This is a genomic window from Nostoc sp., assembly GCF_054880495.1.
The window spans coordinates 25,914-48,473 of the sequence record NZ_JBTYKD010000420.1 but is presented as its reverse complement, the minus strand read 5'-3'; the positions used below and the strand labels follow the sequence as shown (position 1 = coordinate 48,473).

Here is a 22,560-nt window from a genome sequence, read left to right as displayed (position 1 = left end):
TGCTTTGAGAAGGCGTTTTGCCCTCATCCCCTAACCCCGAATCCCAAGTTGGGATTCGGGGAACTAGAGAATTTGCTCCCCTCTCCCAAAATTGGTCGAGGGGCTGTTCTTGTGAGGGTCAAACCTGGAAAGCTTGCCAAGTCTAACTTCTACGTTAAGTTGACACCAATGAGCTTTTTCTGTGCCCCTACCGCATGGTCTATTTACCTGAAAATAGCTGTAAATTCATCATTAATAGAATAGTCTTTATACGCCCACTTTTTATCATCATTGACATTTTTGATATATTCCAGATGAGTACAATCCATTATTTATAACCCTAAATATTTATTTGATGTTGAATCTCTAAAAGCCTTTTGGCTACACTCTGACACTTTGCCTAAATGGAATATTAATGTAGTTTCTTTTTAGCCGATATTTTATTTTTCTACAAGTTCATTACCCATTTTTAATTCTTAACAGATCGCCCCCGGATCCACAAAGCTAGTACACTCATTAACAACACCCCCATAACTCCTTGCAGGGGATTATTATTCACACCAGTTACCCAATCAGGAACTTGACCAGAATATTTCACTAATTCCCCAACATTAATAATGTAGTAGCCCCATACTAATCCACCATGCAGACCAATTGGTAAACCCAAGCGTCCCCTCCGCCAACGCTTTCCCCATACTTGCGTTAACCCCAGCAGTACTAAAGCTGGAAATTGCGGCAGTGTATGAATAATTGCCTCCAAGGGTTTAATAAAGTGCAATGTAGCAAACGCAATTGCATCTGTCCCCAGTGCCACACGCGGACTGTAATCTCGTTGTAATTCATCTAGCAACCAGCCTCGGAATAACAATTCCTCAGCAAATCCAACACCTAAGCCAACAAGTAAACCCTCTAAAATAACTTTCAGCAAAAAAACTTTTGGTTGTTCCCATACCAACCAACCCAATAAACTTTCTACCCCAAAAAGGATCAAAATGTTAATTATCCCTATAGCCAAGCCACGCACTAAATCAACACCGTTTTGCCGCGTGAATTCTAAGCCATAATGCCGCAGAATTTCGGGCTGCTGGTAGACATATTTGCCCCATAGTCTCAAGAGAAAAATAAATATTGCATATAACAATACCAATGTCAATATACTTTCTAAGTTGGAATCATGCACTAGTAAGTATATTGGTGCAGCTAAGGGCAACCATAGCAACAATAAAGTCAAAATAAAAGCACCCAGCCTGATAGGGGCAGGGCGTTCAGCTAAACAGACAAGGTTTTCTTTCATACCAATGTAAGTCACCAGCCAATACTCTATATTTCGACTAATGACCAATACTTCTCCACCAGAGGCTGCGCCAACGAATACGCTCAGTACAAGTGACTAATGACTAATGACTATTCATCAGGTTCAATCGTGCTACTTAAACCGTGACTTATCAATGTTTCGCAATAGAACTCAGCATGTTCCTGAGCGCAAGTAATCACTAAAGCTAGCCCGTTAGTGTGGGCTTCCATCATGATGCTAACAGCCTGCGGTTGGCTAAGGGGCACAGTGGCTATTAGTGACTGCACAACATGCTCCATCGAGTTGTAGTCGTCGTTATGGAGCAAAACGCGATACCGAGGCGCGAGCTTGCGGGATGTGGAACGCTTTTCAATGGTTTCAACTGACACGGCTCTTTGCTCTTTTCTCGTTACTTCACTACAACAAAATCTCTGTCTAGCGATCGCTTAACAGTTATTTACCTATTATATAGTATTTCTGTCCAGATACTATCCTAGAAAAAGCCTTTGCTGCCAGAAATTGGTCGTATTAGTTTTCTATACGCACTTAGTCAGGCATACATCTTAGACATCGTTGCCGTAAGAGTGCTACCCTAATCTTAACAGAAGCTTTCCTTAAACGTAGCGCATTTTCGCTTTTAATATTAAGCAAGTTGCAAAATAATCCTTGCCCCTGCCCGAACTGCATAATGATGGACATGAGCCTAGATTTTCTTCAACCAGGACAAATTGTGTCTTTAGAGCATGGCGACAGCAATCTGTATGCAGAAGTCATTCAATTTGTAGTATCCCGCGAGTTGTGCTGGGTGCGTCCTTTATTAATAGTTACTTTGATTCCAGAACCGCCGCTAATTACCGATTTGCGCGATGCGTCTGACTTGCTTTGGCCTGCCAATTTATTTCGGCCAGCTTTAGATACAGAAGTAATTACCTTCTTGAGCCAAGTTTTAGCAAAAGAACCGAAAACAGAACCTGACTCAGCCGCCAAGCAACAACTCAATCAGTTTATTCACCAACTTTGGCAAGCATATCATTAGTTATTAGTTATTAGAAATATCCCAGGCTAGGAACCAACTGGATTCTACCAGCATCCATCTCTGCCATTAATAATTCTAGGGCTTCGTAATCAACATCAGAAATGTAACCCAGTTCCGTCAGTTCTGAGTTGATTTGATTCTCTATCTCAGGAGTTAGTTTTTTAATGTCAAGAGCTTTTTCTACCAATTTACGAATAGCGTACTGAGTTCTCATAAGTAATAACCTAACTGTATATGATATTAATCATCCCAGATTAGCCTAAGTATAAAGAGTGATCTAAATACTAACTCTTAGTGATGTATATCACATTTTCATTAGTTAAATAGATAATGGGGTATGACTCTCTCGGATGCCATCAGCAACACTAAAGTGGGAGATTTAACTTACCGTTAAGGCTTGCTTAAATTAGCTTTAGTTCTAGACTAAGCAAGTTTTATCACGATAGTTACTGATAATTTATCTGTTCTATGGCTGTCTATGTTGATTGTTTTTGAACTGAGATAAAAAAAAAGTATACATAAACACATTTCAAGCTGGAATTATAACAATCTTTAAACAGAGAGACGAAAGCAATAAAGATTCAGCAAAGAGAGCTAAGACATATGGTCGATGCAACAAAATAGAGTTTATGTTCAAATAACTCTTAAGCTTGACGCTTCAACAATTCTCAATAGGATGTAACTATGCAGGCAGTGCTTAACTATCCCAAGATTACAGTTATTCGCCCCCAAGGGTGTTTGAATGCTGCAAACGCTTTGGAATTTGAACGAGATATGACTACAGCGTTAGTACAAAATGGTATTTCTGTCTTGGTAGTAGACTTAGTAGCAGTAGAATTGTTAGACAGTGCGGGGTTGATGGCATTGTTATCTACACACAAGCTAGCTCTGAGTTTAGGACGGGGTTTCCGACTTTGCGCTGTTACTCCGTCAATTAGAATTATTTTTGAGCTAACGCAGCTCGACAGAGTGTTTGAAATATTGGATGCTGAAGTTGATTTGGCTGCAACATAACTTTATGTAAAACCACAAAGGTTCGGATAAAAAGTGGACTTTATGTAAAGGAGTTGTAAGTTGCAACGATAAACTATGTTAAAAGACCTAATTCAATGCTAATGTTGGATTTGAGTAGCTGTAATTAAGGTAGCTAGAAGATAGCACAGTGGCTGTTGCAGTTGAAAAATTAATAACATCGGATATTTTAAAACCAGGGCGTTACCTGGGTAATGAGCGTTTAGCAGTACACAAAGGTTGGGATACGACAGAAATACGCTGGGTTTTAACCTACCCAGAAGTCTATGAAGTCGGTGCATCCAATTTAGGACACATTATCCTATATAACATTTTGAATGCCCAACCGCGTCAATTGTGCGATCGCGCCTACCTCCCAGGAAAAGACCTAGCAGCCAAACTACGCGAAACTAATACGCCGTTGTTTGCAGTAGAGTCAAAGCGATCGCTCACAGAATTCGACATTTTAGGCTTTAGCCTCAGTTACGAACTGGGTGCAACTAATATCCTGGAAATGTTGGATTTGGCTGGAATTCCCTTGACGTGGCGAGAGAGGCAAAAAGCAGGGGAAGTAGGGGGAGAATTTACTAATCTCCAATCCCAGTTTCCGTTGATTTTTGCTGGTGGGCAAACAGCAACATCGAATCCTGAGCCTTACGCCGACTTCTTCGACTTTTTCGCCCTTGGAGATGGCGAAGAACTACTGCCAGAAATTGGTTTGGTATTGGAAGAAGGCAAACAAGCAGGATTTAGTCGGGAACATTTATTACTGGATTTGGCACAGATCCCAGGCGTATATGTCCCGCAGTTTTACGACATGGCAGAGGATGGCTCAGTTAATCCGTGTCGCCCAGACGTGCCAAAACGAATTTTGCGGCGGGTTGCAACTCCCATACCAGCATATTCCATTGGGTTGGTTCCCTATGTAGAAACGGTGCATGACCGCTTGACCATTGAGATTCGGCGGGGTTGCACTCGTGGCTGTCGCTTCTGTCAACCAGGAATGCTGACTCGGCCAGCACGGGATGTAGAACCCGATCAGGTTGTAGAAGCAATTGAACAGGGTATGCAAGCAACTGGTTACAATGAGTTTTCCCTACTATCTCTGAGTTGTTCTGATTATTTGTCCCTACCAGCAGTGGGGATGGAAATCAAAAATCGTTTAAAAAATGAAAACATTTCTCTGACTCTACCAAGCCAACGGGTAGATAGATTTGATGAGAATATTGCCAACATCCTTGGAGGTACGCGCCAAGGGGGATTAACTTTTGCTCCAGAAGCTGGGACTCAGCGGATGCGAGACATCGTGAATAAGGGTTTGACGAATGAAGAATTGTTGCGGGGGGTGAAAACGGCTTGGGAGCAAGGCTGGGATAAAATAAAGTTGTATTTTATGATTGGCTTGCCGGGTGAGACAGATGTTGACGTTTTGGGGATTGCGGAAACAGTAAGCTGGCTACAGCGAGAATGTCGGGGCAAAGGTAGAAAACCCCTAAACTTTAACCTGACGATTTCTAACTTTACGCCCAAGCCCCATACACCATTCCAGTGGCACTCAGTTTCTACCACCGAATTTAAGCGTAAACAAAACCTGTTGCGGCAAGAATTCCGCCGGATCAAGGGATTGAAGGTAAATTTTACCGATGTCCGCATTTCGGCAATGGAAGATTTTGTGGGACGAGGCGATCGCAGTTTGGGTAAAGTAGTCCGTCGTGCCTGGGAATTGGGTGCAGGTATGGATTCCTGGTATGAAAATTTAGATCAGGCTTTTAGTGCTTGGGCGTCTGCGATCGCTCAAGCCGGTCTAGATTGGAAATACCGCCAAGTAGAAAACGGCGAATGGAATTTGTTTCATCTACAAGAGCAGAAGAGATCGGCAGATACCGAAAATACCCAACTCCCCACTCCTGTACAGACGCGATTAATCGCGTCTCTCCCCACTCCCCACTCCCTCAATATTCCCCTCCCGTGGGATCATATTGATACCGGGATTGACAAAAAGTGGCTCCAAGAAGACTTGCAACGCGCCTTAGAAGCTGCAATTTTACCCGACTGCTCTTTTGAAGGTTGTTCTCATTGTGGCGTCTGTGGCACCGACTTTGGCCATAACGTCGTGATTGAATCACCCGCTATCCCAAAATTCGCTGGCGAGTTTGTCCCCAACAAAACTAAGGCACAAAGGCTGCGAGTTTGGTTTGGGAAACAGGGTAATATGGCTTTGATCAGCCACCTAGATTTAATCCGTCTATTTGACCGAGTTGTGCGACGAGCAAGCTTGCCAATCGCTTTCACTGGTGGGTTTCATCCCATGCCGCGAATTTCTGTAGCAACTGCTTTGGCTTTAGGGGCTACTAGTAGTAGTGAAATAGTAGATTTTGAGTTAACTGAGCCAATGGAAGTTGATACTTTCCGAGAACAGTTGGCTCGTGAAATGCCCACAGACATACCTATATATAATGTGGAGCAGATAGATTTAAAAACTAGTGCCGCTACCCAACTGCTGGAAGCCGCCGAGTATTTGATTACTGTTGCAGCGCTTGCAGAAACAACACCTATACAATGGCAAGACTGGATTGATACAATCAAAGCGAAAGAGGAACTTTGGTACGAGCAAACAACTAAGTCAGGCAAAAGCCAGTTAATAAATCTGCGCGATCGCTTATTTGAACTGGAATTAGTCGAAACCCCCAATAGCACAGCAGAATCTATGTCATCTGTGATCCGTTATTTAGGTAGCTATCGCCAGGACGGTTTAGTGTTGCGTCCCGAACAAATCCTCTTTATGCTACAGACAGTGGCTAGTGTAAAATTTCAACTCCTGCACATCCACCGCAATCGGCTAATTTTAGGAGTATAATCCCTGTAGGGCAACTTGCTCGTAGTTGTCCTAACATTGCAAATCGTCGGAATTGATTTTTAGCAAGGTTGCGTTAGAATGGTGTGAAGAGAAATTTTCTGGCGCTGCATTGAATTAGCTGGTTCACTACCCTGGTATTCAGGGGGCAAAAGCATACATATTAGAGTGCAATTTCTAGGATTTTATCCCAGACAAACAAAAGGGAGATTAAAGAACACTCTTTCTATCGCTACCTTGTGAATCAGTAAGTAACAGCAGGCTCGGTTAGCTTCTTCTAAATTCATGCTTTTTAAACAACTGCTGAATGTCTAATCTACAGTAGTTCCCAAGAGCTAGTGCATTACTTTTCTAGAGTTGAAGCAACGGCCGTCGGTTATGCCGAATTGTAGACGTTCAATAGACGCGCAAAGGGCAACTTGCCATAGGCTAGGGCAGCTTTAAGGCAGGTAGCAGCTGGCGTTGCTGAGTATAACCCTAAGGATAAATCCGGGGAATGGAAAATAGAAATAGTTTCTTTTTCTTAACGACTTCAGTAGGTTACTCTCAAATCAAGCATCCTGAGTTAAAAGCTGACTCAGGATTTAGAACTTTCAACTCAGAACTCTCTTGATTGAGGGTATTGCATTACGAATCAACCACGGACGGTTGATTTCCAATTGTTGAGAAGAATATGCAGCCGTGTGAACGCTCTTAAGAGCGGCAATAGCTATTTAACTTAGAAGATCAGGTTTACGATTTTTATTAGCAGTAGCACCTTTAGAGGGTTGTAGGGACAACAAAGGTATAACAAACCTCCATACCTATTGGTGCCACCAGTTTTTGAGGAAATTGAATGCCAAAACAAATTATCATCGCGGAGCAGCACCAAATTGCTGCGGTTTTTTCTGAAGATCAAATACAGGAGCTCGTTGTTGCTACCGGTCATCATCAAATAGGTGATATTTACTTAGGAGTAGTAGAAAACGTATTGCCTGGGATAGATGCGGCTTTTGTCAATATTGGCGATCCCGAGCGGAACGGTTTTATTCACGTCACCGATTTGGGGCCATTGAAGTTAAAGCGTACCGCAGCGGCAATTACAGAACTACTAGTACCACAGCAGAAAGTTTTGGTGCAAGTAATGAAAGAGCCAACGGGGACAAAAGGTCCCAGGCTCACGGGTAATATCACCTTACCCGGACGTTACGTAGTACTAATGCCCTATGGTAGGGGCGTAAATTTATCCCGACGGATTAAAAGTGAAAGTGAGCGCAACCGCTTGCGGGCGCTGGCGATTTTGGTCAAACCGGCGGGAATGGGTTTGCTTGTGCGTACAGAAGCTGAAGGCAAACCCGAAGAAGCGATTATGGAAGATTTGGAGTTGCTGCAAAAGCAATGGGAGTCCATCCAGGTAGAAGCGCAGTCCACCCGCGCTCCAGCACTGCTCAACCGAGATGATGACTTTATTCAACGCGTATTGCGGGATATGTACGGCGCGGATGTAAATCGGATTGTCGTGGATTCCAGTACTGGTTTGAAGCGGGTGAAACAGTACTTGCAGAACTGGAGTGGAGGTCAAACACCGCAGGGATTATTAATAGACCATCATCGCGATCGCTCCCCCATTTTAGAATACTTCCGCATTACAGCAGCCATTCGAGAAGCCCTGAAACCGAGAGTAGACTTACCTTCTGGAGGCTACATCATCATTGAGCCGACGGAGGCATTAACCGTAATCGATGTTAACTCAGGTTCCTTTACGCGATCGGCAACAGCTAGAGAAACAGTTTTGTGGACAAACTGCGAATCTGCAACAGAAATTGCTCGGCAGTTGCGTCTGCGGAATATTGCTGGGGTGATCGTGATTGATTTCATTGATATGGAATTGCGACGTGATCAACTGCAAGTTCTCGAACATTTTAATAAAGCACTCAAAGCAGACAAAGCTCGTCCCCAGATTGCCCAGCTGACCGAACTGGGTTTAGTAGAACTGACCCGCAAGCGTCAGGGTCAAAACATTTATGAATTGTTTGGTGAAACTTGTCCCACCTGTGGCGGTTTAGGGCATACCGTGCGTCTCCCTGGAGAAATCGAAAACCGATTGCCAATACTAACAGAGACAGCAGAGCGTGAGCGTTTAGTATCCTTGCCTCACCGAGAACCACGTCAGCCATCTGCCCGCATCCCGGAACCAAGAGAAACCTATGATGGATTTGGGGAAGCATTTGAAGGCGACTCGGAATTGAGTAACCTAAATCTGATCAATCATCCGAGTTATCAAGAACTTAATGATAATAAGCGTCGTACCCGGACTCGCAAAAGTCGAATTGGCATCAATGGGTTAAATGGGAAAGATGAAGCTCGGCTTGTTCCTAATCCCCTGGCATTTGTCAACGAGCCAGACTTAGACCTTGATGTGGAACCAGAAATAGGAGTTGCGCCAGAGATTCCCTCACCCACCCTTGGTAAACCAGGTTGGAGTGAAAGAGTAGAGCGCATTAAAGTTATCAAGGCAGAGCCAATAAAACCAGTGGTAGAACCACCGGAAATTAGGACTGTAGAAATGAGCGTCCAAGAACAGGATATGTTTGCCTTGATGGGAATCTCTCCCTTGGTGAAGTTGGAGCAAGAGGTTAAAAATACCAAGTCTGTGATTATTAACGTGATTCAGCCCGGTCAACAGCCAACGATCGCAACTGAATCAACCCCAGAATCAACTATTGCCTCAAAAACAATACCGGAAATAACCACTGTTGCCCCAAAAACAACACCGGAAATAACCACTGTTGCCCCAAAAGCAACACCGGAAATAACCCCAAGTAAAATACCGACACCAAAAGTTATTGAACCAGAACAGAAATCTTTGATAGAAGAGACAACTGAAGCAACGAATCCTTCGGGACGCTTGTCTGCAACAGCCTTCTCCCCGGAGGCTGTTGCAGATGAAAGTGAAAGTGAAGCCAATAGCAGCGCCACTGCCAGCCGTCGCCGTCGCCGTCGTTCCTCCGCGATCGAGGATAATTAATTTGGTTTATGCTAGAAAAGTTGCCAGCACCCTTAAAACAATCCAATTGGCTGGAGTTTTCTACCTTGTCAGGGATTCCAGGATTGGTTGCAGGTGTGGATGAAGTAGGGCGAGGCGCTCTATTTGGCCCTGTGGTGGCGGCAGCAGTGATCCTACCAGATCATGCTTTGCCAATACTGATGGCAGCTAAAATTAAAGACAGTAAAAAGTTGTCTAGTTCTCGTAGAACTCAGCTAGCGCAGCAAATTTGGGCGCTGGCTATAGACTGGAAAATTGGGTTTGCTTCTACTGCCGAAATTGACAAGATAAATATTTTGCAAGCGACACTATTAGCAATGAAGCGGGCTGTGCTGAAATTAAAGGTACAACCCGCACTCTGTCTGATTGATGGCAATCAGTCAATCAAAGACTTGCTACTGCCGCAACAAACAATAGTCAAAGGGGATGAGCGATCGCTCGCTATTGCCTCTGCTAGTATTGTTGCCAAGGTCTGGCGTGACGAACTGATACTACGTTTAGCATTAAAATACCCGATGTACAACCTGGAGTCTAACAAGGGTTATGGTAGCCAGCGACATTTGCTGGCTTTGCAAGAATACGGGATTTCGCCCCTACATCGTCAATCTTTTCGTCCTTGCCAAATCAAACGTCTGAATGTTGAGTGAGTGAACTACCCCACCTTGCTTCCTACGGGCTACGCGCTTCGGTCGCTGAAGGTGGGGCTTCCAATTTCAATGTTAAATAATTACTCAGCATTCAGGATTGGCAATTCCGTACTCTCACTGTCAAGTCCTCTATCTTTGGTTTGTGATATCACCCAGTAGCGATAATCCGCCAAAAGTTGATTTAATAACCGTTGCTTAACCGACAACAGCACGCTTTTGAGCAACCCATTGCCAGTAGCTTCTAAAATCGCCTTAGGAGTGAAGGAAAATGGCGGTGGAAAATCCACCAGCACTTCTAAATCAGCTTTTCCTTGGAGGCGAGTGCCAGTACTAAAGTCTTTGGGAGATAAATATCCTTTTAAATTGAGAGTAAAGCGCTGGTTAATATACTCGAAACCCAGAATTTCACAGCCTAGCGATCGCAAATAAATTATTCCATTTGATCCTGCCCAAACTCTCATGTCCACAGTCGGTTGAATACTTAGTGACATAAAAGTTAGTGGACGCATTTTTAAGCGAAATACCTCTTCCGAAAGCTGCTCAATACGGCTGTTGTCAACCAAAGCCTTAACCAGACGTTGAGGCTGACGCAAGTAGTTTTGAATGGGAATAGGCTGATCTGGAACAGCGATTTCAACCGATTCAGAAGCAGTAAACCTAGTAGCCATGAACGGATAAAAATATCTGTTTCTTAATTTTAATATTTTTTAACAAATTAATTTTGATTATTAGAAAAATACAAAATTTCTTGACCATAAAAATAATTGTTGCTTATCAGCTAGAAGTAGGTAAGCACGAATTAACCTAACTATATAACAAAATGTAAACCCGTCAGAGTTTTTGTGATTGCTTCTCTACACTCTGTTTCACTCGCAACGACATACTTATAAATTTTCCCACCCACCTACTTACATCATTAGTAAAAAGTTGGTAAGCTCATTACTATCTTTAGTTCAAGAAATATAGATTAGGATTTAACTATTGACAGAAAATCAATAATATGCATCATTAGTTTAGTGAGAGACCAATATAATTGTTCTGAAATCTTCAAAGGAATTTAGCAAAAAAACTGCCAACAAATCTATTAGAAGACTGATTTCCATAACTTGTTTTCCTGGATAAATATTTCGGTGTATTCTTTAGTGGGTAAATTTTAGAGATAACAGTCTCTAGTAAGAGTAGATATTGGATATATTTGCCAAGACAAAAATATCATACCTCTGTTTACCGATTAAACTCGCAACTCAAGGTTAAAGGCATGACTATATCGATCGCACATTTAGGGCCTCCCGGCACTTACACTGAACAAGCAGCTGTTTTTTATGTCAACTGGTTGAACAAAAGTACGGGAATTGAAGCTATATTATCCCCTTATCCCACCATTTATCAATCACTGCACGCCGTTTCTGATGGTGAAGCCCAGTTGGCTGTGGTGCCAGTGGAAAATTCTATTGAAGGGAGTGTTAGCACAACACTGGATACCCTGTGGCAGTTCGACAGTTTGCGAATTCAGTTGGCTTTGGTATTACCCATTGCCCATATGTTAATTTCCTGTGCGTCTAATTTAGATAGGATTAAAACTGTTTACTCTCATCCACAAGCTTTGGCACAATGTCAGGGATGGTTAGAGCGGTTTCTCCCGACTGTACAGATTATTCCCAGCAATTCCACAAGCGAAGCACTACAGCGATTAGAGCAAGAGACAACAACAGCAGCAATCGCTTCTAGTAGAGCAGCTCAACTCTACAACCTGCCCATACTTGCTAGTGGCATTAACGACTATCCAGAAAACTTTACTCGTTTTTGGGTAGTAAGTCAGGGTGAAGCGGACGCTGAATACCAGACATCAAAAGTGCCTACTAGTCACACATCCCTGGCTTTTAGTATGCCTGCCAACACACCCGGAGCGTTAGTCAAACCTTTGCAAATATTTGCTCAGTTAGGGATTAACCTCAGCCGCATTGAATCTCGTCCGACGAAGCGATCGCTAGGCGAATACCTGTTTTTCATGGATTTAGAAGCAGATGTCAAGGAAACACAAATGGAATCTGCTTTAGCAGAATTAGCTACGCACACAGAGATTTTAAAAATTCTTGGCGCTTACAATGTTTTGCCGATCAGCGCTGTTACTTGAGAAGTTAGGAGTTATCAGTTATCAGGTAAGGAATATAAATTCTAAGTTGTCAATCTTTTCTTTTTTGTTATTTCTTTCTAACTCCTAACTCCTAACTCCTCACTCTTAACCCTTAACTCCTTACTTTTCATTAAATGTATCTTTCAGAACAGCGCGAGCTGCCAAGTGATTCCGAGTAGAAGTTAAAATTTCTGCTTCCCGCTCTAGGCGAGTTGAAGTATCTTGCATTTCTAGCAATAACTGCTGCTCTGCGGCGACACCATAAAGATTACTGGCTACCCAATAAGATAACTCTGTTGGTAGGTCAGGCAAATCTTCTGGCAACTCGATATTTTGTTCGGTTAATTTGGCTGACAGACGCACAACATCTCGAAGTAGTTGTTCTACCTCAGAAGACAAAGGTCGCAAATCTTTAGTTGGCGCTTGGTCTTCAATCCACTCCACCAAGCCAACGCGGTATGGTTTTTCACGAACATACTCTAATACACGAAATCTTTGCTGCCCTAAACTCAACATCTTGATCCGATCATCTGGCAGACGCTGGTGATGAATTATTTCCGCACAACAACCAGTATTTGCAATTGTGCCTTTCACAGGATCGAACATCAAAACACCGAACCTGCGATCGCTCTCCAAAATCGTGTTCATCATGATTCGGTAGCGAAATTCAAAGATGTGCAGGGGTAATGGCCTAGTAGGAAACAGAACTACTTCGGGTAACGGGAACAGAGGTAGTTCACGAACTGCAATTTTAGAAGATGACGTCATTGTTACCTTGGTATAAACTTAATCTTAAAAAATAATTCTTCTCTGCTTTTCCCGTACTTTCTCTACATTCTATCATTTCTTTTCTAGCTAAATAAAAGCCCTGAGATATATTTCTTCAGGGCTATGTAAATATTCATACTAATGTCATCAGTCATTTGTTCTTTGCTAATGACCAATGACTAATGACTAATAACCAATTAAAGTTTTACTTCGATATCTACACCCGATGGTAGATCCAATTTCATTAGGGCATCAATAGTTTTAGAAGAGGGTTGGTAAATGTCAATAATCCGGCGATGAGTACGAGTTTCAAAGTGTTCCCGTGAATCTTTATCTACGTGAGGCGATCGCAGCACACAATAGATCCGGCGTTTTGTTGGTAAAGGAATTGGGCCTATAGCTGTAGCGTTGGTGCGGTTAGCTGTGTCTACAATCTTCTCGCAAGATGTATCTAATAGGCGGCGGTCAAAAGCCTGTAAGCGAATTCTAATTTTCTGCTGCTGTAGAGTTGCCATCTTTAATTTTCCAGGTTCTGCGTAATTAGGTTAGTGGGGAGTGGGGTTAGGAGAGACAAAATTGCTTGGCTTCTTCCTATTCCCTATTCCCTTTAATTAAAAAGGAAGACAAAGGAGCAGAGAGGTACAATAAATACCATCTCTGCTCCTTCTATGTAAGCAAAAAGGTGCTACTTCAAAATTTTGGAGACGACACCAGCACCGATGGTGCGACCACCTTCGCGGATAGCGAAGCGCATTCCTTGTTCAATAGCGATCGCGTTGATCAATTCTACTGTCATCTTGATGCGATCGCCTGGCATTACCATTTCGGCTTCACTACCATCATCGGAAGTAAAGGCTCTAATAGTACCAGTTACATCAGTTGTCCGCACGTAAAACTGGGGGCGATAGCCGGAGAAAAATGGAGTCTTACGACCACCTTCTTTTTCTGTTAAAACGTAGACTTCACCTTCAAATTGAATATGAGGTTTAATTGAACCTGGTTTGGCGATTACCATACCGCGTTCAATATCAGCCTTCTGGATACCCCGCAGGAGTACGCCAGCGTTGTCCCCCGCCATACCTTGGTCAAGACTCTTCTTGAACATTTCAATACCAGTTACGGTAGTGGCGCGAGTATCTCTGATACCCACTAGTTCAACGTTATCGCCAACTTTGACAATACCCCGCTCAATCCGACCGGTGGCGACAGTACCACGACCTGTAATTGAGAATACGTCTTCTACAGCCATCAGGAAGGGCTTATCAACATCCCGCTCAGGGGTGGGGATGAAAGAATCTACAGCGTCCATCAATTCGTAGATTTTGTCTACCCAAGGATTATCACCCCGTTGGGTCTTGGGATTCTTGACCATTACTTCCAGAGCTTGCAAACCAGATCCTTTGATAATCGGGATATCATCACCAGGGAAATCATAACTGGAAAGCAATTCTCTCAATTCTAGTTCTACTAGTTCCAAGAGTTCTGGATCATCCATCAAGTCTTCCTTATTCAAGAAGACAACCAGACTGGGAACACCGACCTGTTTTGCCAAGAGGATGTGTTCGCGGGTTTGGGGCATCGGTCCATCGGTAGCAGCTACTACCAGGATGCCACCATCCATCTGAGCCGCGCCGGTGATCATGTTCTTCACATAGTCAGCGTGTCCTGGACAGTCTACGTGAGCATAGTGCCGATTTGCGGTTTCATACTCAACGTGAGACGTATTGATCGTAATGCCCCGTGCCTTTTCTTCTGGCGCGTTATCGATTTGGTCGTAGCCCTTAGCTATCGCCTGACCCATAGCTGCCAAGGTCATAGTGATGGCTGCTGTTAACGTAGTTTTACCGTGGTCAACGTGGCCAATCGTACCGATATTGATGTGGGGTTTATTCCTTTCAAACTTTGCGCGTGCCATTAATGCTCATTTCCTTATTTTAATTAAGCGTTCCCTTTGCCTTTAGCAATGATTGCCTCAGCCACGTTGCGAGGTACTTCTTCGTAGCGGCTAAACTCCATTGAGAAGATGCCCCGACCTTGGGTCTTCGACCGGATATCAGTAGCATAGCCAAACATGGTCGCCAGTGGGACTTTCGATGTCACCTTAGCGAGTCCCTGGTCAGTGCTTTGGCTTTCAATCTGCCCTCGTCGGGCAATCAGGTCGCCAATCACATTCCCGATATAGTCTTCGGGAACTTCAACCTCAACTTTCATCATCGGCTCTAACAGCACGGGTGAAGCTTTCAGCACAGCCTCTTTCATCGCCATTGAGCCAGCGATTTTGAAAGCCATTTCTGAAGAGTCTACATCGTGATATGAGCCATCAATTAGCGTCGCTTTGACGTCAATCAGCGGATATCCAGCTACAACACCGGATTCGCAGCTTTCTTTCATTCCTTGTTCGGCTGGGTTGATGTACTCTTTAGGTACTGTACCACCGACAATTTTGGAGACGAATTCAAAACCACTACCGGGTTCTCCAGGCTCCAAATTGATCACAACGTGACCATATTGACCTTTACCACCACTTTGGCGGATGAATTTGCCCTCAACTTTGTTCACAGCTTTCCGAATCGTTTCCCGGTAAGCTACTTGCGGCGCACCAACATTTGCTTCCACCTTAAATTCTCGTAACATCCGGTCTACTAGAATTTCTAGGTGTAGCTCTCCCATCCCCGCGATTACGGTTTGGTTTGTTTCGGGATCGACGCGGACACGGAAGGTAGGGTCTTCTTCCGAAAGAGATTGCAGAGCCTTGGATAGTTTATCCATGTCGTTCTTGGTTTTGGGTTCAACCGCCACCGAGATTACAGGCTCAGGAATGAATAGAGATTCCAGAATTACTGGCGATCCTTCATCACAGATCGTGTCACCTGTCAAGGTGTCTTTTAATCCCAGAGCTGCTCCCAAATCACCCGCTCGCAGTTCATCGACATCTTGTCGGTCATCTGCCTTCATCAGAACTAAGCGGGAAATCCGTTCTTTTTTATTCTTACTAGCGTTGAGGACATAGCTACCCTTTTTCAACACACCAGAATAAACACGGACAAATGTCAGGCGACCGTAAGGGTCAGCCATAATCTTAAATGCCAGAGCCGCTAGGGGTTCGTTGTCATCAGCCCGCCGCTCAACAGTGTCGCCATTCGGCAGTAAGCCTTGAATTGGCGGTACTTCACTTGGCGCTGGCAGGTAATCGACAACGGCATCCAGCATTAATTGCACGCCTTTGTTTTTGAATGCCGAGCCACAAAGTACTGGTACGATTGTGCCAGCAACTGTGCCTTTACGCAGTCCCAGAGCGATTTCGTCATTTGTCAGTTCTTCGCCCTCGAAGTACTTAGCCATCAAAGTGTCATCAGTTTCTGCCACTGCTTCCACTAGCTTGACGCGGTATTCGTCTACCTGCGCTTGCAATTCGGCGGGTATATCAGTTTCCTGGATATCGGTTCCTTGGTCATTTGCGTAAATATACGCACGCTGCCGTACCAAGTCAACAATGCCTTGGAATTCGGTTTCACTACCAATAGGTAATTGAATGGCGATCGCATTTGCCCGCAGGCGATCGCGCATCTGCTCGTGAACTTTATAGAAGTTCGCTCCAGTCCGATCCATCTTGTTGATGAAGGCTATACGAGGAACTTTGTAGCGGTCTGCTTGTCGCCACACTGTCTCAGACTGCGGTTGGACGCCGCCCACAGAACAAAATACTGCGATTACACCATCCAAAACGCGCATGGAACGCTCAACTTCAATTGTGAAGTCTACGTGACCCGGAGTATCGATAATGTTAATTTGATGATCTTTCCAACTGGTAGTGATAGCAGCAGCAGTAATCGTAATTCCCCGCTCACGCTCCTGCTCCATCCAGTCTGTGACGGCAGTTCCTTCATGAACTTCGCCAATTTTATGAATTATCCCAGAGTAAAACAATATTCTCTCTGTTGTTGTTGTTTTGCCCGCATCTATATGCGCCGCAATACCAATGTTGCGTACTTTCTCTAGCGGGATCTTACGTGCCACAGCTACCTCCTATAGTTTTTGCCTCATGATATCTTGTATATTACTCTTTGTTAAGATTCTATACTTTTAGGGAAAACCGCCTTTTTTGTAAATCTCCGATATAGCGCTTCGGCAGGGCGATATATCGCTTTTTTACTTAGTAACGATAATGTGCAAATGCTTTGTTAGCTTCTGCCATCCGGTGCGTTTCTTCCCGTTTGCGAATAGCATTTCCAGTTTCGTTGGCAGCATCCATTAATTCATTTGCCAGTTTGCTTGCCATTGTCCGGCCTGGTCTAGACCGGGAATATTGCACTAACCAACGCAGTGCTAGGGTAGTGCCGCGTTCTGTACGCACTTCCATTGGTACTTGATAGGTTGCTCCGCCAACTCGCCGAGCTTTTACTTCTACTAAAGGCGTGGCATTTCGCACTGCTCTTTCAAAGGTTTCTAAGGCAGCGCTACCAGTGCGTTCCTCAATAGTTTTCAATGCTTCATAAACAATCCGTGCGGCAAGTGATTTCTTGCCGTGACGCATGATCCGCCTGATAATCATGCTCACAAGGCGACTGTTATATACGGAATCAGACGGAACTGGGCGCCTTTGAATAACACCACGACGAGACATACTTCACCTTTAATTCGGAATTGGCAACGAAATTATATGCTATCAGACACCGGAAACTAAAAGCGGTGGAACCCAACTCTCAGACTTCCTGAAATTTTTTCGACGGTTGCAGCGAGGCTGACTTATTGACTGTCAATTTTGGATTTGGGATTTGGGATTTAAAGTTTTCGGTATATGTTCACGCCCTGAGGGCGCGACAAAAATCAAAAATCTGTAAGCCTTATCCCCTTGTGGGTTCGACCAATCCAAAAGACGCTTGATAACTCGCTAACGCTACGCTATCGTAAATCTAAGAATTGCTTCACTTGCTACCTGCAACTAAATACTCAAGGCGACAAGATTGTAAACCTGAATGTCCAGATGAGAATTATGCTGTTGGTTACAGCGTTATCTTCAGATCCTATACACTTGCTCGCTTAGTGTAAGGTGTAGCTGGTTCGGTTTTTTGAAATAGACTTTAGCAGCCTTGATGACTACCGTTAGAACACAGGCGATAATTAGTTTTTTTGTCCTTGGGCGCTTCTAAGGTAGACGATTAATCGTGTTGGATACGATTAATCGCCTAATCCTATTTTTTCGCTTCTTTGGGACGCTTGGTTCCATACTTGGAACGGCCTTGCTTGCGGTCTTTGACTCCGGCTGTATCTAGGGTGCCACGGATAATGTGGTATCTCACGCCTGGTAGATCCTTAACCCGACCACCACGAATCATCACAACTGAGTGTTCTTGTAAGTTGTGACCAATGCCTGGAATGTAAGCGGTGACTTCAAATCCAGAGGTAAGTCTTACTCTTGCTACTTTGCGTAGAGCTGAGTTAGGCTTTTTTGGTGTGGTCGTGTAGACTCTGGTACAAACGCCCCGACGTTGGGGACATTCCTTCAGAGCCGGGGACTTGGTTTTCTGACGCGATAGTTCGCGTTCATTACGTATTAGCTGCTGTATTGTTGGCATGAGTTACAGCGCATAAAGCTGCTTATGGTCTAAGTTTTAACAAATCCTGATTATATCGTTTTTTACGGTTTTATGTCAATTGTTATTTTCCCTTGGTGATTGGCCATTTGTTTTTTTGGCAAATAACTAATCACTCAAGGAGAAGGAATTGCCACAGCCACAGGTAGCGATCGCCTGGGGGTTGTGGAAGCGAAAACCACCACCCATTAAGTCTTCTGAATAATCCACCCTCGTACCGTTGAGGTAATTTAAGCTGGCAGCATCTATGACGACTTGAATCTCGTCCAAGTCGAAAACCTGGTCGCCAACTTTTATTACTTTATCGAAGGACATATCATAAAATAACCCAGAACAACCACCTGGTTTTACTGCCAATCTAAACAAGACATTTGCTTGCTGCTTGGACTTTATTCGTCCAATCTCACTCACGGCTGCTTGACTCAGATGAATCATGGAAATCGTTTTTTGCAATTGAGTACCCCATCTTCATTTTACAGATGGGTTGACCATCGCGATCTCCCTGTGCCAAATCACCGAACCCATGAGCGCGATCGCTATTACTATATTTATAGCACTAAGATGCTTGGGTCCCCACCTTAACTAGGTAGGGACTTCTGGTGTGCAGTGGTTCCCAATGAGGATTTGCACAAAAATATATTCAGTTTTTAGATTAAAGCTCTAAAGGCTTTAATAGCGTTATTTTAGTTTTAATCCTTGGTACGGGCATAGTCATCTTGGTAGCGAATAATATCATCTTCTCCCAAGTATTCGCCATTTTGAACTTCAATCAAGACCAAGGGGATCACACCAGGATTCTCTAAACGATGAGATGTACATTGGGGTACATAAGTTGACTCATTATTGCTCAGTAGTACTTCTAGCTCACCACAAGTTACCCTAGCTGTACCAGAGACGACAATCCAGTGTTCGCTCCGGTGGTGGTGCATTTGTAGACTGAGGCGGTGTCCGGGTTTAACTTCGATGCGCTTGATTTTGTATCCGCGCCCTTCTTCCAAAACTGTAAAAGCACCCCAAGGACGTAACTCTGTTGCAGCAACGCCTCTGGAAGTGATGGCTGGAGCAAGGTGTAGAGTTTCAGTCTGTGTAGTATCTTGATATCGAGCCATAGTTACCTCATTTTGAGACATAACAAACCGTTGGTACTCTTAACTATTGATAAAAATTTTGGTGCTATCTTGCAACATTAAAAATTAGCCATTTTCTCGCACCTTGATAAACATAGCAAAATTAGACCTTATGGTGTAAACCATCACTACTAAAACTCTGAGGTCTACACTAACTCTTCATCAAGCAGAAGAGCAGCTTGTTCTAAACTTTAAAAAAGGATAGATTGGGCATTGGGCATTGGTCATTAACGTGTCGCGGAAGTTCCCACCTTCTGGTGCGTCCGCTACGCGAACAATGTACTCTAATGGTAGGTATAGGCAGCACAACGACCGCGCTCAGTGACCACGCAGGGTGTTCGCGTTGGCGGAGCCTCTCTGAGGATTGCATAGGCGTATTCTTTTTTGCGTCAGCAAAAACAAATACGCTTATTGACGAATCCCCAGGGTTTTCTGATAGGGCTATTCCCGATGAATTGGGAGAGCTACGTCCGTCTTACGGCGGAGTAGTTCACGAGACTTGCCTATTTCCTGATTATTGTGGTTTTAGGAAAATACCAATTCCGTTATGAACACGAGCAGCTGTAGTAGGCGATCGGTTGAGTAATTGCCCTCCTAAGTAAAGGCTGGTCGAACTACCACCGTCTAAATTTAGGGCATCCACACAGCCCATCAGTTGCATCAATTGAGCATGTTCTGCCAAAGTAGGACCATAACCACCGACACGATTATGTATGGCAGTAATCATTAGTGTGCCTGTTACTGTTGTGCAAATACCGCTACGAATAGCCTTTTCGGCAATAAAGGCATTGCTGAATTTTTCGCTTTTGGCATCAAGGACAATTTGACGATTTTGGACTAGTAGCGGACCTGCTCCGATTATGTAGGGATAACGACTAAAATCAGTGGGAGCAGTGGTGCTGGAAATGCGTACTGTACTTCCAATAGATAACTGTGATGCAGCACTAGCAGCGTTGGCGCGTAAGGTTAGTAGGTAGCCGTCCTGGGGAATGGGAACCGCCATACCACCAATTTTGCCACCTGGTAATTGTTCAGTAATTTGGTCTTTCTGTACCACTAGGATAATTTCGTTATCTGTCAGGGGTGTGTAAGTTGCTCCCCAAGCTGGAGTGTAACGAGCAATGCCGCTCTGAACGTAACCACTATTGAGAAATAAAATTGGTAGGCGCTGGTCATTTGCCGTAATTAAAGTTTCTTCCAAAGTGAGACGACCGAAGTAAAATTGGCCAGAATCATTCCAAGCGATCGCACCCCGGTTGAGAATCGGGCCTGATAACCACTGACTATCCCGACGAATCGCACCCAATGGCAATCTGTTATTGCGGTTAAAATAACCACCGTTAATCCCAGCTACTGCTAAGTAACGTTGTGCTGTTTGAATTAAAGGAGCAGTACCCGCAACCCCATCAGGACTAGCCCATATAGGTTTCAACGTTAGCCCAAATTTACGGGGATTAACTTCTAACCAGACCACCGGAAAGCGATCTGTGCCTAAGTTGACATAATGCTGTCGCCAGCGCAATCCTGGAGACCAAGTAATATCCCGCTCTTCTAAAGTATCTGGTCGAATATCGATAATCAGGCGATTGGGGTTAGCAACTGTACTAACTTGAGGCGATAGACCAAAGGGAACGCTCAGACTAATAATCGTTTGGTTTTTCACCACCTCCACTTGTTGAATCAGTGGTTCTGGGGCCGGTGCTGGTGGTATTGGTTGTGTTGGTGTAGCTGGTAATAATTGTTTGAGTAGGTTTGGCAGCAATGTTGGTGGTGCTGCTGGTGGCTGCGGGGTATAGCGTTCGATCAAAACAGGATCGGCTATTGCATCCAAGGTAATTGTCCACTCTCGATTTGGCGGTACAGTGGATTTTGGGGTTAGTGTGTCTGGATCAGAAGATGGAGTTGGAATTTTTTTAACAGTTGACCCTTGTGTAAGTTGCCAGGGAGTTGGACGATCTAAATCGACAAGAATCCCAGCCTGTTGCAAAGGAGTAACACTCGCATCTGAAGGTTGCTGGCTCTGAATAATATTTGTGACTTGTGCTTTTGGGGTAGCAATTACCAAGGTGTTGCCATTGGCTTGAATTTGCCATCCAGATGTTTGAGCAAAATTAGTAATATCTAGATAGCGATATGCTCCTAGTAGCTTGGTGGTTAAAACTACTGGCTTTGTCAGCGATGAAAACCACTGTATTGGTTGCCTCGCCCAATCACTACTGTTTAAGAAATTTACTCCAATTAATTGCCTGAATGCCCCGTCACTGAGATGAGTTGTAATCTGACCAGCTTTTCTGGGTCGCTGCAACCAAGTTCCTGGTAAGGTACGTCCATTGAAGGAAATTTGATTACCAGAGGAGGGCACACTTGTTAAAGCAGGTGCAAGTAACTGTGAGGTTAACCTTGGGGTTGATTTGGTAGTTTTCGGGGACTCCTGGGCGTTGGTAGCACAAGTAGTAGTTAAGCACAGTGCTGTCAAAAGTATTGGTGACACACTAGCCCGGAAAAATCTGCGTTCGCCCTTAGCGTTGGCGGAGCTATCGCCAATAAGGGATTGGCAACAATTCGGCATTTTTACCATAATTTATTAGGTACTTTTGAAAACTATCGCCCAAAATATAAACTAACTAATTATTTGGAAATATCAAAAAAAGATGACTTTCTTTTTGAAAAAACATGGTAATATATATATTGGCTTCTTGTCTCTTTTAAACATAAATAACCATTTAGGTGCTAACTCCACTGCAACCAAGTGTTTGAACTGGCACTCATTCTCAGCACACTATATACGGTAGTCTTGATTATCAAAACTGGATTAAGATATTCAATCCTGGCTCAATCGGTTGCGATTATTGCTACTTCAGTCAGGTCTGGTTAATAGTTAAGACAGGTGGCAACTGGTAAACAGCAAAACTTTAGACAACAACAAAAATATTTGGGAATTGTCAAATGGGTATATATTGTAATACGCTGATTTTATTGCCGGATCAGGATGAGCTTGACTTTGAAACATAGTGGAGCGTTCAGTTTTAATTTTGTTTCAGGTGAGCCGAAATAGGCTTTATGAGTAGCTAGCGTGCATCTGGAAAAAGGG

The 22,560-nt window shown here is 43.9% G+C and carries 20 protein-coding genes; 7 read left to right on the top strand and 13 right to left on the bottom strand.

What is annotated here, in order from left to right; genetic code table 11:
• A partial coding sequence (locus ACYTXL_RS35430) for a hypothetical protein (RefSeq protein ID WP_461928636.1) occupies positions 1 to 243 on the top strand: 243 nt, incomplete at its 5' end.
• A 205-nt stretch (positions 244 to 448) separates the two neighbouring features.
• Here the strand turns inward: ACYTXL_RS35430 and ACYTXL_RS35425 are convergent.
• Both ACYTXL_RS35425 and clpS read right to left on the bottom strand, forming a co-directional pair.
• Positions 449 to 1,273 carry a lysostaphin resistance A-like protein gene (locus tag ACYTXL_RS35425; RefSeq protein WP_461928640.1) on the bottom strand — a complete coding sequence of 275 codons (825 nt, stop codon included), beginning with the start codon at positions 1,271 to 1,273 and terminating at the stop codon, positions 449 to 451.
• 110 nt (positions 1,274 to 1,383) lie between these two features.
• Positions 1,384 to 1,662, bottom strand: coding sequence for an ATP-dependent Clp protease adapter ClpS (clpS, locus tag ACYTXL_RS35420; RefSeq protein ID WP_461928635.1), 279 nt, complete (start codon positions 1,660 to 1,662; stop codon positions 1,384 to 1,386).
• A gap of 302 nt (positions 1,663 to 1,964) precedes the next feature.
• On the opposite strand from clpS, the gene ACYTXL_RS35415 reads away from it, so the two are divergent.
• The gene (locus ACYTXL_RS35415; protein ID WP_461928639.1) at positions 1,965 to 2,309 is read left to right on the top strand and encodes a hypothetical protein; all 345 of its coding nucleotides are present in this window, start codon (positions 1,965 to 1,967) and stop codon (positions 2,307 to 2,309) included.
• A 10-nt stretch (positions 2,310 to 2,319) separates the two neighbouring features.
• Here the strand turns inward: ACYTXL_RS35415 and ACYTXL_RS35410 are convergent, their stop codons facing one another.
• Entirely contained in the window at positions 2,320 to 2,523 is a 204-nt protein-coding gene (locus ACYTXL_RS35410; RefSeq protein WP_334906212.1) for a hypothetical protein, read from the bottom strand.
• A gap of 470 nt (positions 2,524 to 2,993) precedes the next feature.
• Here ACYTXL_RS35410 and ACYTXL_RS35405 point away from each other — a divergent pair, with 470 nt between their 5' ends.
• The 4 genes from ACYTXL_RS35405 to ACYTXL_RS35390 all read left to right on the top strand — a co-directional run bounded on the left by ACYTXL_RS35405 (position 2,994) and on the right by ACYTXL_RS35390 (position 9,846).
• Entirely contained in the window at positions 2,994 to 3,323 is a 330-nt protein-coding gene (locus ACYTXL_RS35405; protein WP_461928634.1) for an STAS domain-containing protein, read from the top strand.
• 148 nt (positions 3,324 to 3,471) lie between these two features.
• A complete protein-coding gene (locus ACYTXL_RS35400; protein ID WP_461928633.1) occupies positions 3,472 to 6,177 on the top strand; it encodes a TIGR03960 family B12-binding radical SAM protein in 2,706 nt (901 codons plus the stop codon).
• An 832-nt stretch (positions 6,178 to 7,009) separates the two neighbouring features.
• A complete protein-coding gene (rne, locus tag ACYTXL_RS35395) occupies positions 7,010 to 9,181 on the top strand; it encodes a ribonuclease E (RefSeq protein WP_461928632.1) in 2,172 nt (723 codons plus the stop codon).
• An 8-nt stretch (positions 9,182 to 9,189) separates the two neighbouring features.
• Positions 9,190 to 9,846 carry a ribonuclease HII gene (locus ACYTXL_RS35390; RefSeq protein WP_461928631.1) on the top strand — a complete coding sequence of 219 codons (657 nt, stop codon included), beginning with the start codon at positions 9,190 to 9,192 and terminating at the stop codon, positions 9,844 to 9,846.
• A gap of 80 nt (positions 9,847 to 9,926) precedes the next feature.
• On the opposite strand, the gene ACYTXL_RS35385 is transcribed toward ACYTXL_RS35390, so the two are convergent.
• A complete protein-coding gene (locus ACYTXL_RS35385) occupies positions 9,927 to 10,514 on the bottom strand; it encodes a DUF1997 domain-containing protein (RefSeq protein ID WP_461928630.1) in 588 nt (195 codons plus the stop codon).
• Positions 10,515 to 11,104: 590 nt separating this feature from the next.
• Here ACYTXL_RS35385 and pheA point away from each other — a divergent pair.
• Positions 11,105 to 11,980, top strand: coding sequence for a prephenate dehydratase (gene pheA, locus ACYTXL_RS35380; RefSeq protein WP_461928629.1), 876 nt, complete (start codon positions 11,105 to 11,107; stop codon positions 11,978 to 11,980).
• A gap of 120 nt (positions 11,981 to 12,100) precedes the next feature.
• Here pheA and ACYTXL_RS35375 read toward each other — a convergent pair whose 3' ends face one another.
• From ACYTXL_RS35375 to ACYTXL_RS35335, 9 genes are all read right to left on the bottom strand, one after another.
• Entirely contained in the window at positions 12,101 to 12,748 is a 648-nt protein-coding gene (locus ACYTXL_RS35375; protein ID WP_461928628.1) for an LON peptidase substrate-binding domain-containing protein, read from the bottom strand.
• Between the two features lie 197 nt (positions 12,749 to 12,945).
• Positions 12,946 to 13,263: a 30S ribosomal protein S10 gene (rpsJ, locus tag ACYTXL_RS35370; RefSeq protein ID WP_008232935.1), complete on the bottom strand. Its 318-nt coding sequence runs from the start codon at positions 13,261 to 13,263 to the stop codon at positions 12,946 to 12,948.
• A 170-nt stretch (positions 13,264 to 13,433) separates the two neighbouring features.
• The gene (tuf, locus tag ACYTXL_RS35365) at positions 13,434 to 14,663 is read right to left on the bottom strand and encodes an elongation factor Tu (RefSeq protein WP_292796952.1); all 1,230 of its coding nucleotides are present in this window, start codon (positions 14,661 to 14,663) and stop codon (positions 13,434 to 13,436) included.
• Between the two features lie 23 nt (positions 14,664 to 14,686).
• Positions 14,687 to 16,765: an elongation factor G gene (gene fusA, locus ACYTXL_RS35360; protein ID WP_461928627.1), complete on the bottom strand. Its 2,079-nt coding sequence runs from the start codon at positions 16,763 to 16,765 to the stop codon at positions 14,687 to 14,689.
• Between the two features lie 136 nt (positions 16,766 to 16,901).
• The gene (gene rpsG / locus ACYTXL_RS35355) at positions 16,902 to 17,372 is read right to left on the bottom strand and encodes a 30S ribosomal protein S7 (protein WP_334906201.1); all 471 of its coding nucleotides are present in this window, start codon (positions 17,370 to 17,372) and stop codon (positions 16,902 to 16,904) included.
• 568 nt (positions 17,373 to 17,940) lie between these two features.
• On the bottom strand, positions 17,941 to 18,324 hold the full coding sequence (gene rpsL, locus ACYTXL_RS35350; protein ID WP_292796945.1) for a 30S ribosomal protein S12: 384 nt from the start codon (positions 18,322 to 18,324) through the stop codon (positions 17,941 to 17,943).
• A 126-nt stretch (positions 18,325 to 18,450) separates the two neighbouring features.
• Positions 18,451 to 18,777, bottom strand: a complete 327-nt coding sequence (locus tag ACYTXL_RS35345; RefSeq protein ID WP_292796981.1) for a HesB/IscA family protein — start codon at positions 18,775 to 18,777, stop codon at positions 18,451 to 18,453.
• A gap of 254 nt (positions 18,778 to 19,031) precedes the next feature.
• Positions 19,032 to 19,451, bottom strand: a complete 420-nt coding sequence (locus tag ACYTXL_RS35340; protein ID WP_461928638.1) for a cupin domain-containing protein — start codon at positions 19,449 to 19,451, stop codon at positions 19,032 to 19,034.
• Positions 19,452 to 19,983: 532 nt separating this feature from the next.
• Entirely contained in the window at positions 19,984 to 22,047 is a 2,064-nt protein-coding gene (locus ACYTXL_RS35335; RefSeq protein WP_461928626.1) for a phosphodiester glycosidase family protein, read from the bottom strand.
• Positions 22,048 to 22,560: the final 513 nt, after the last annotated feature.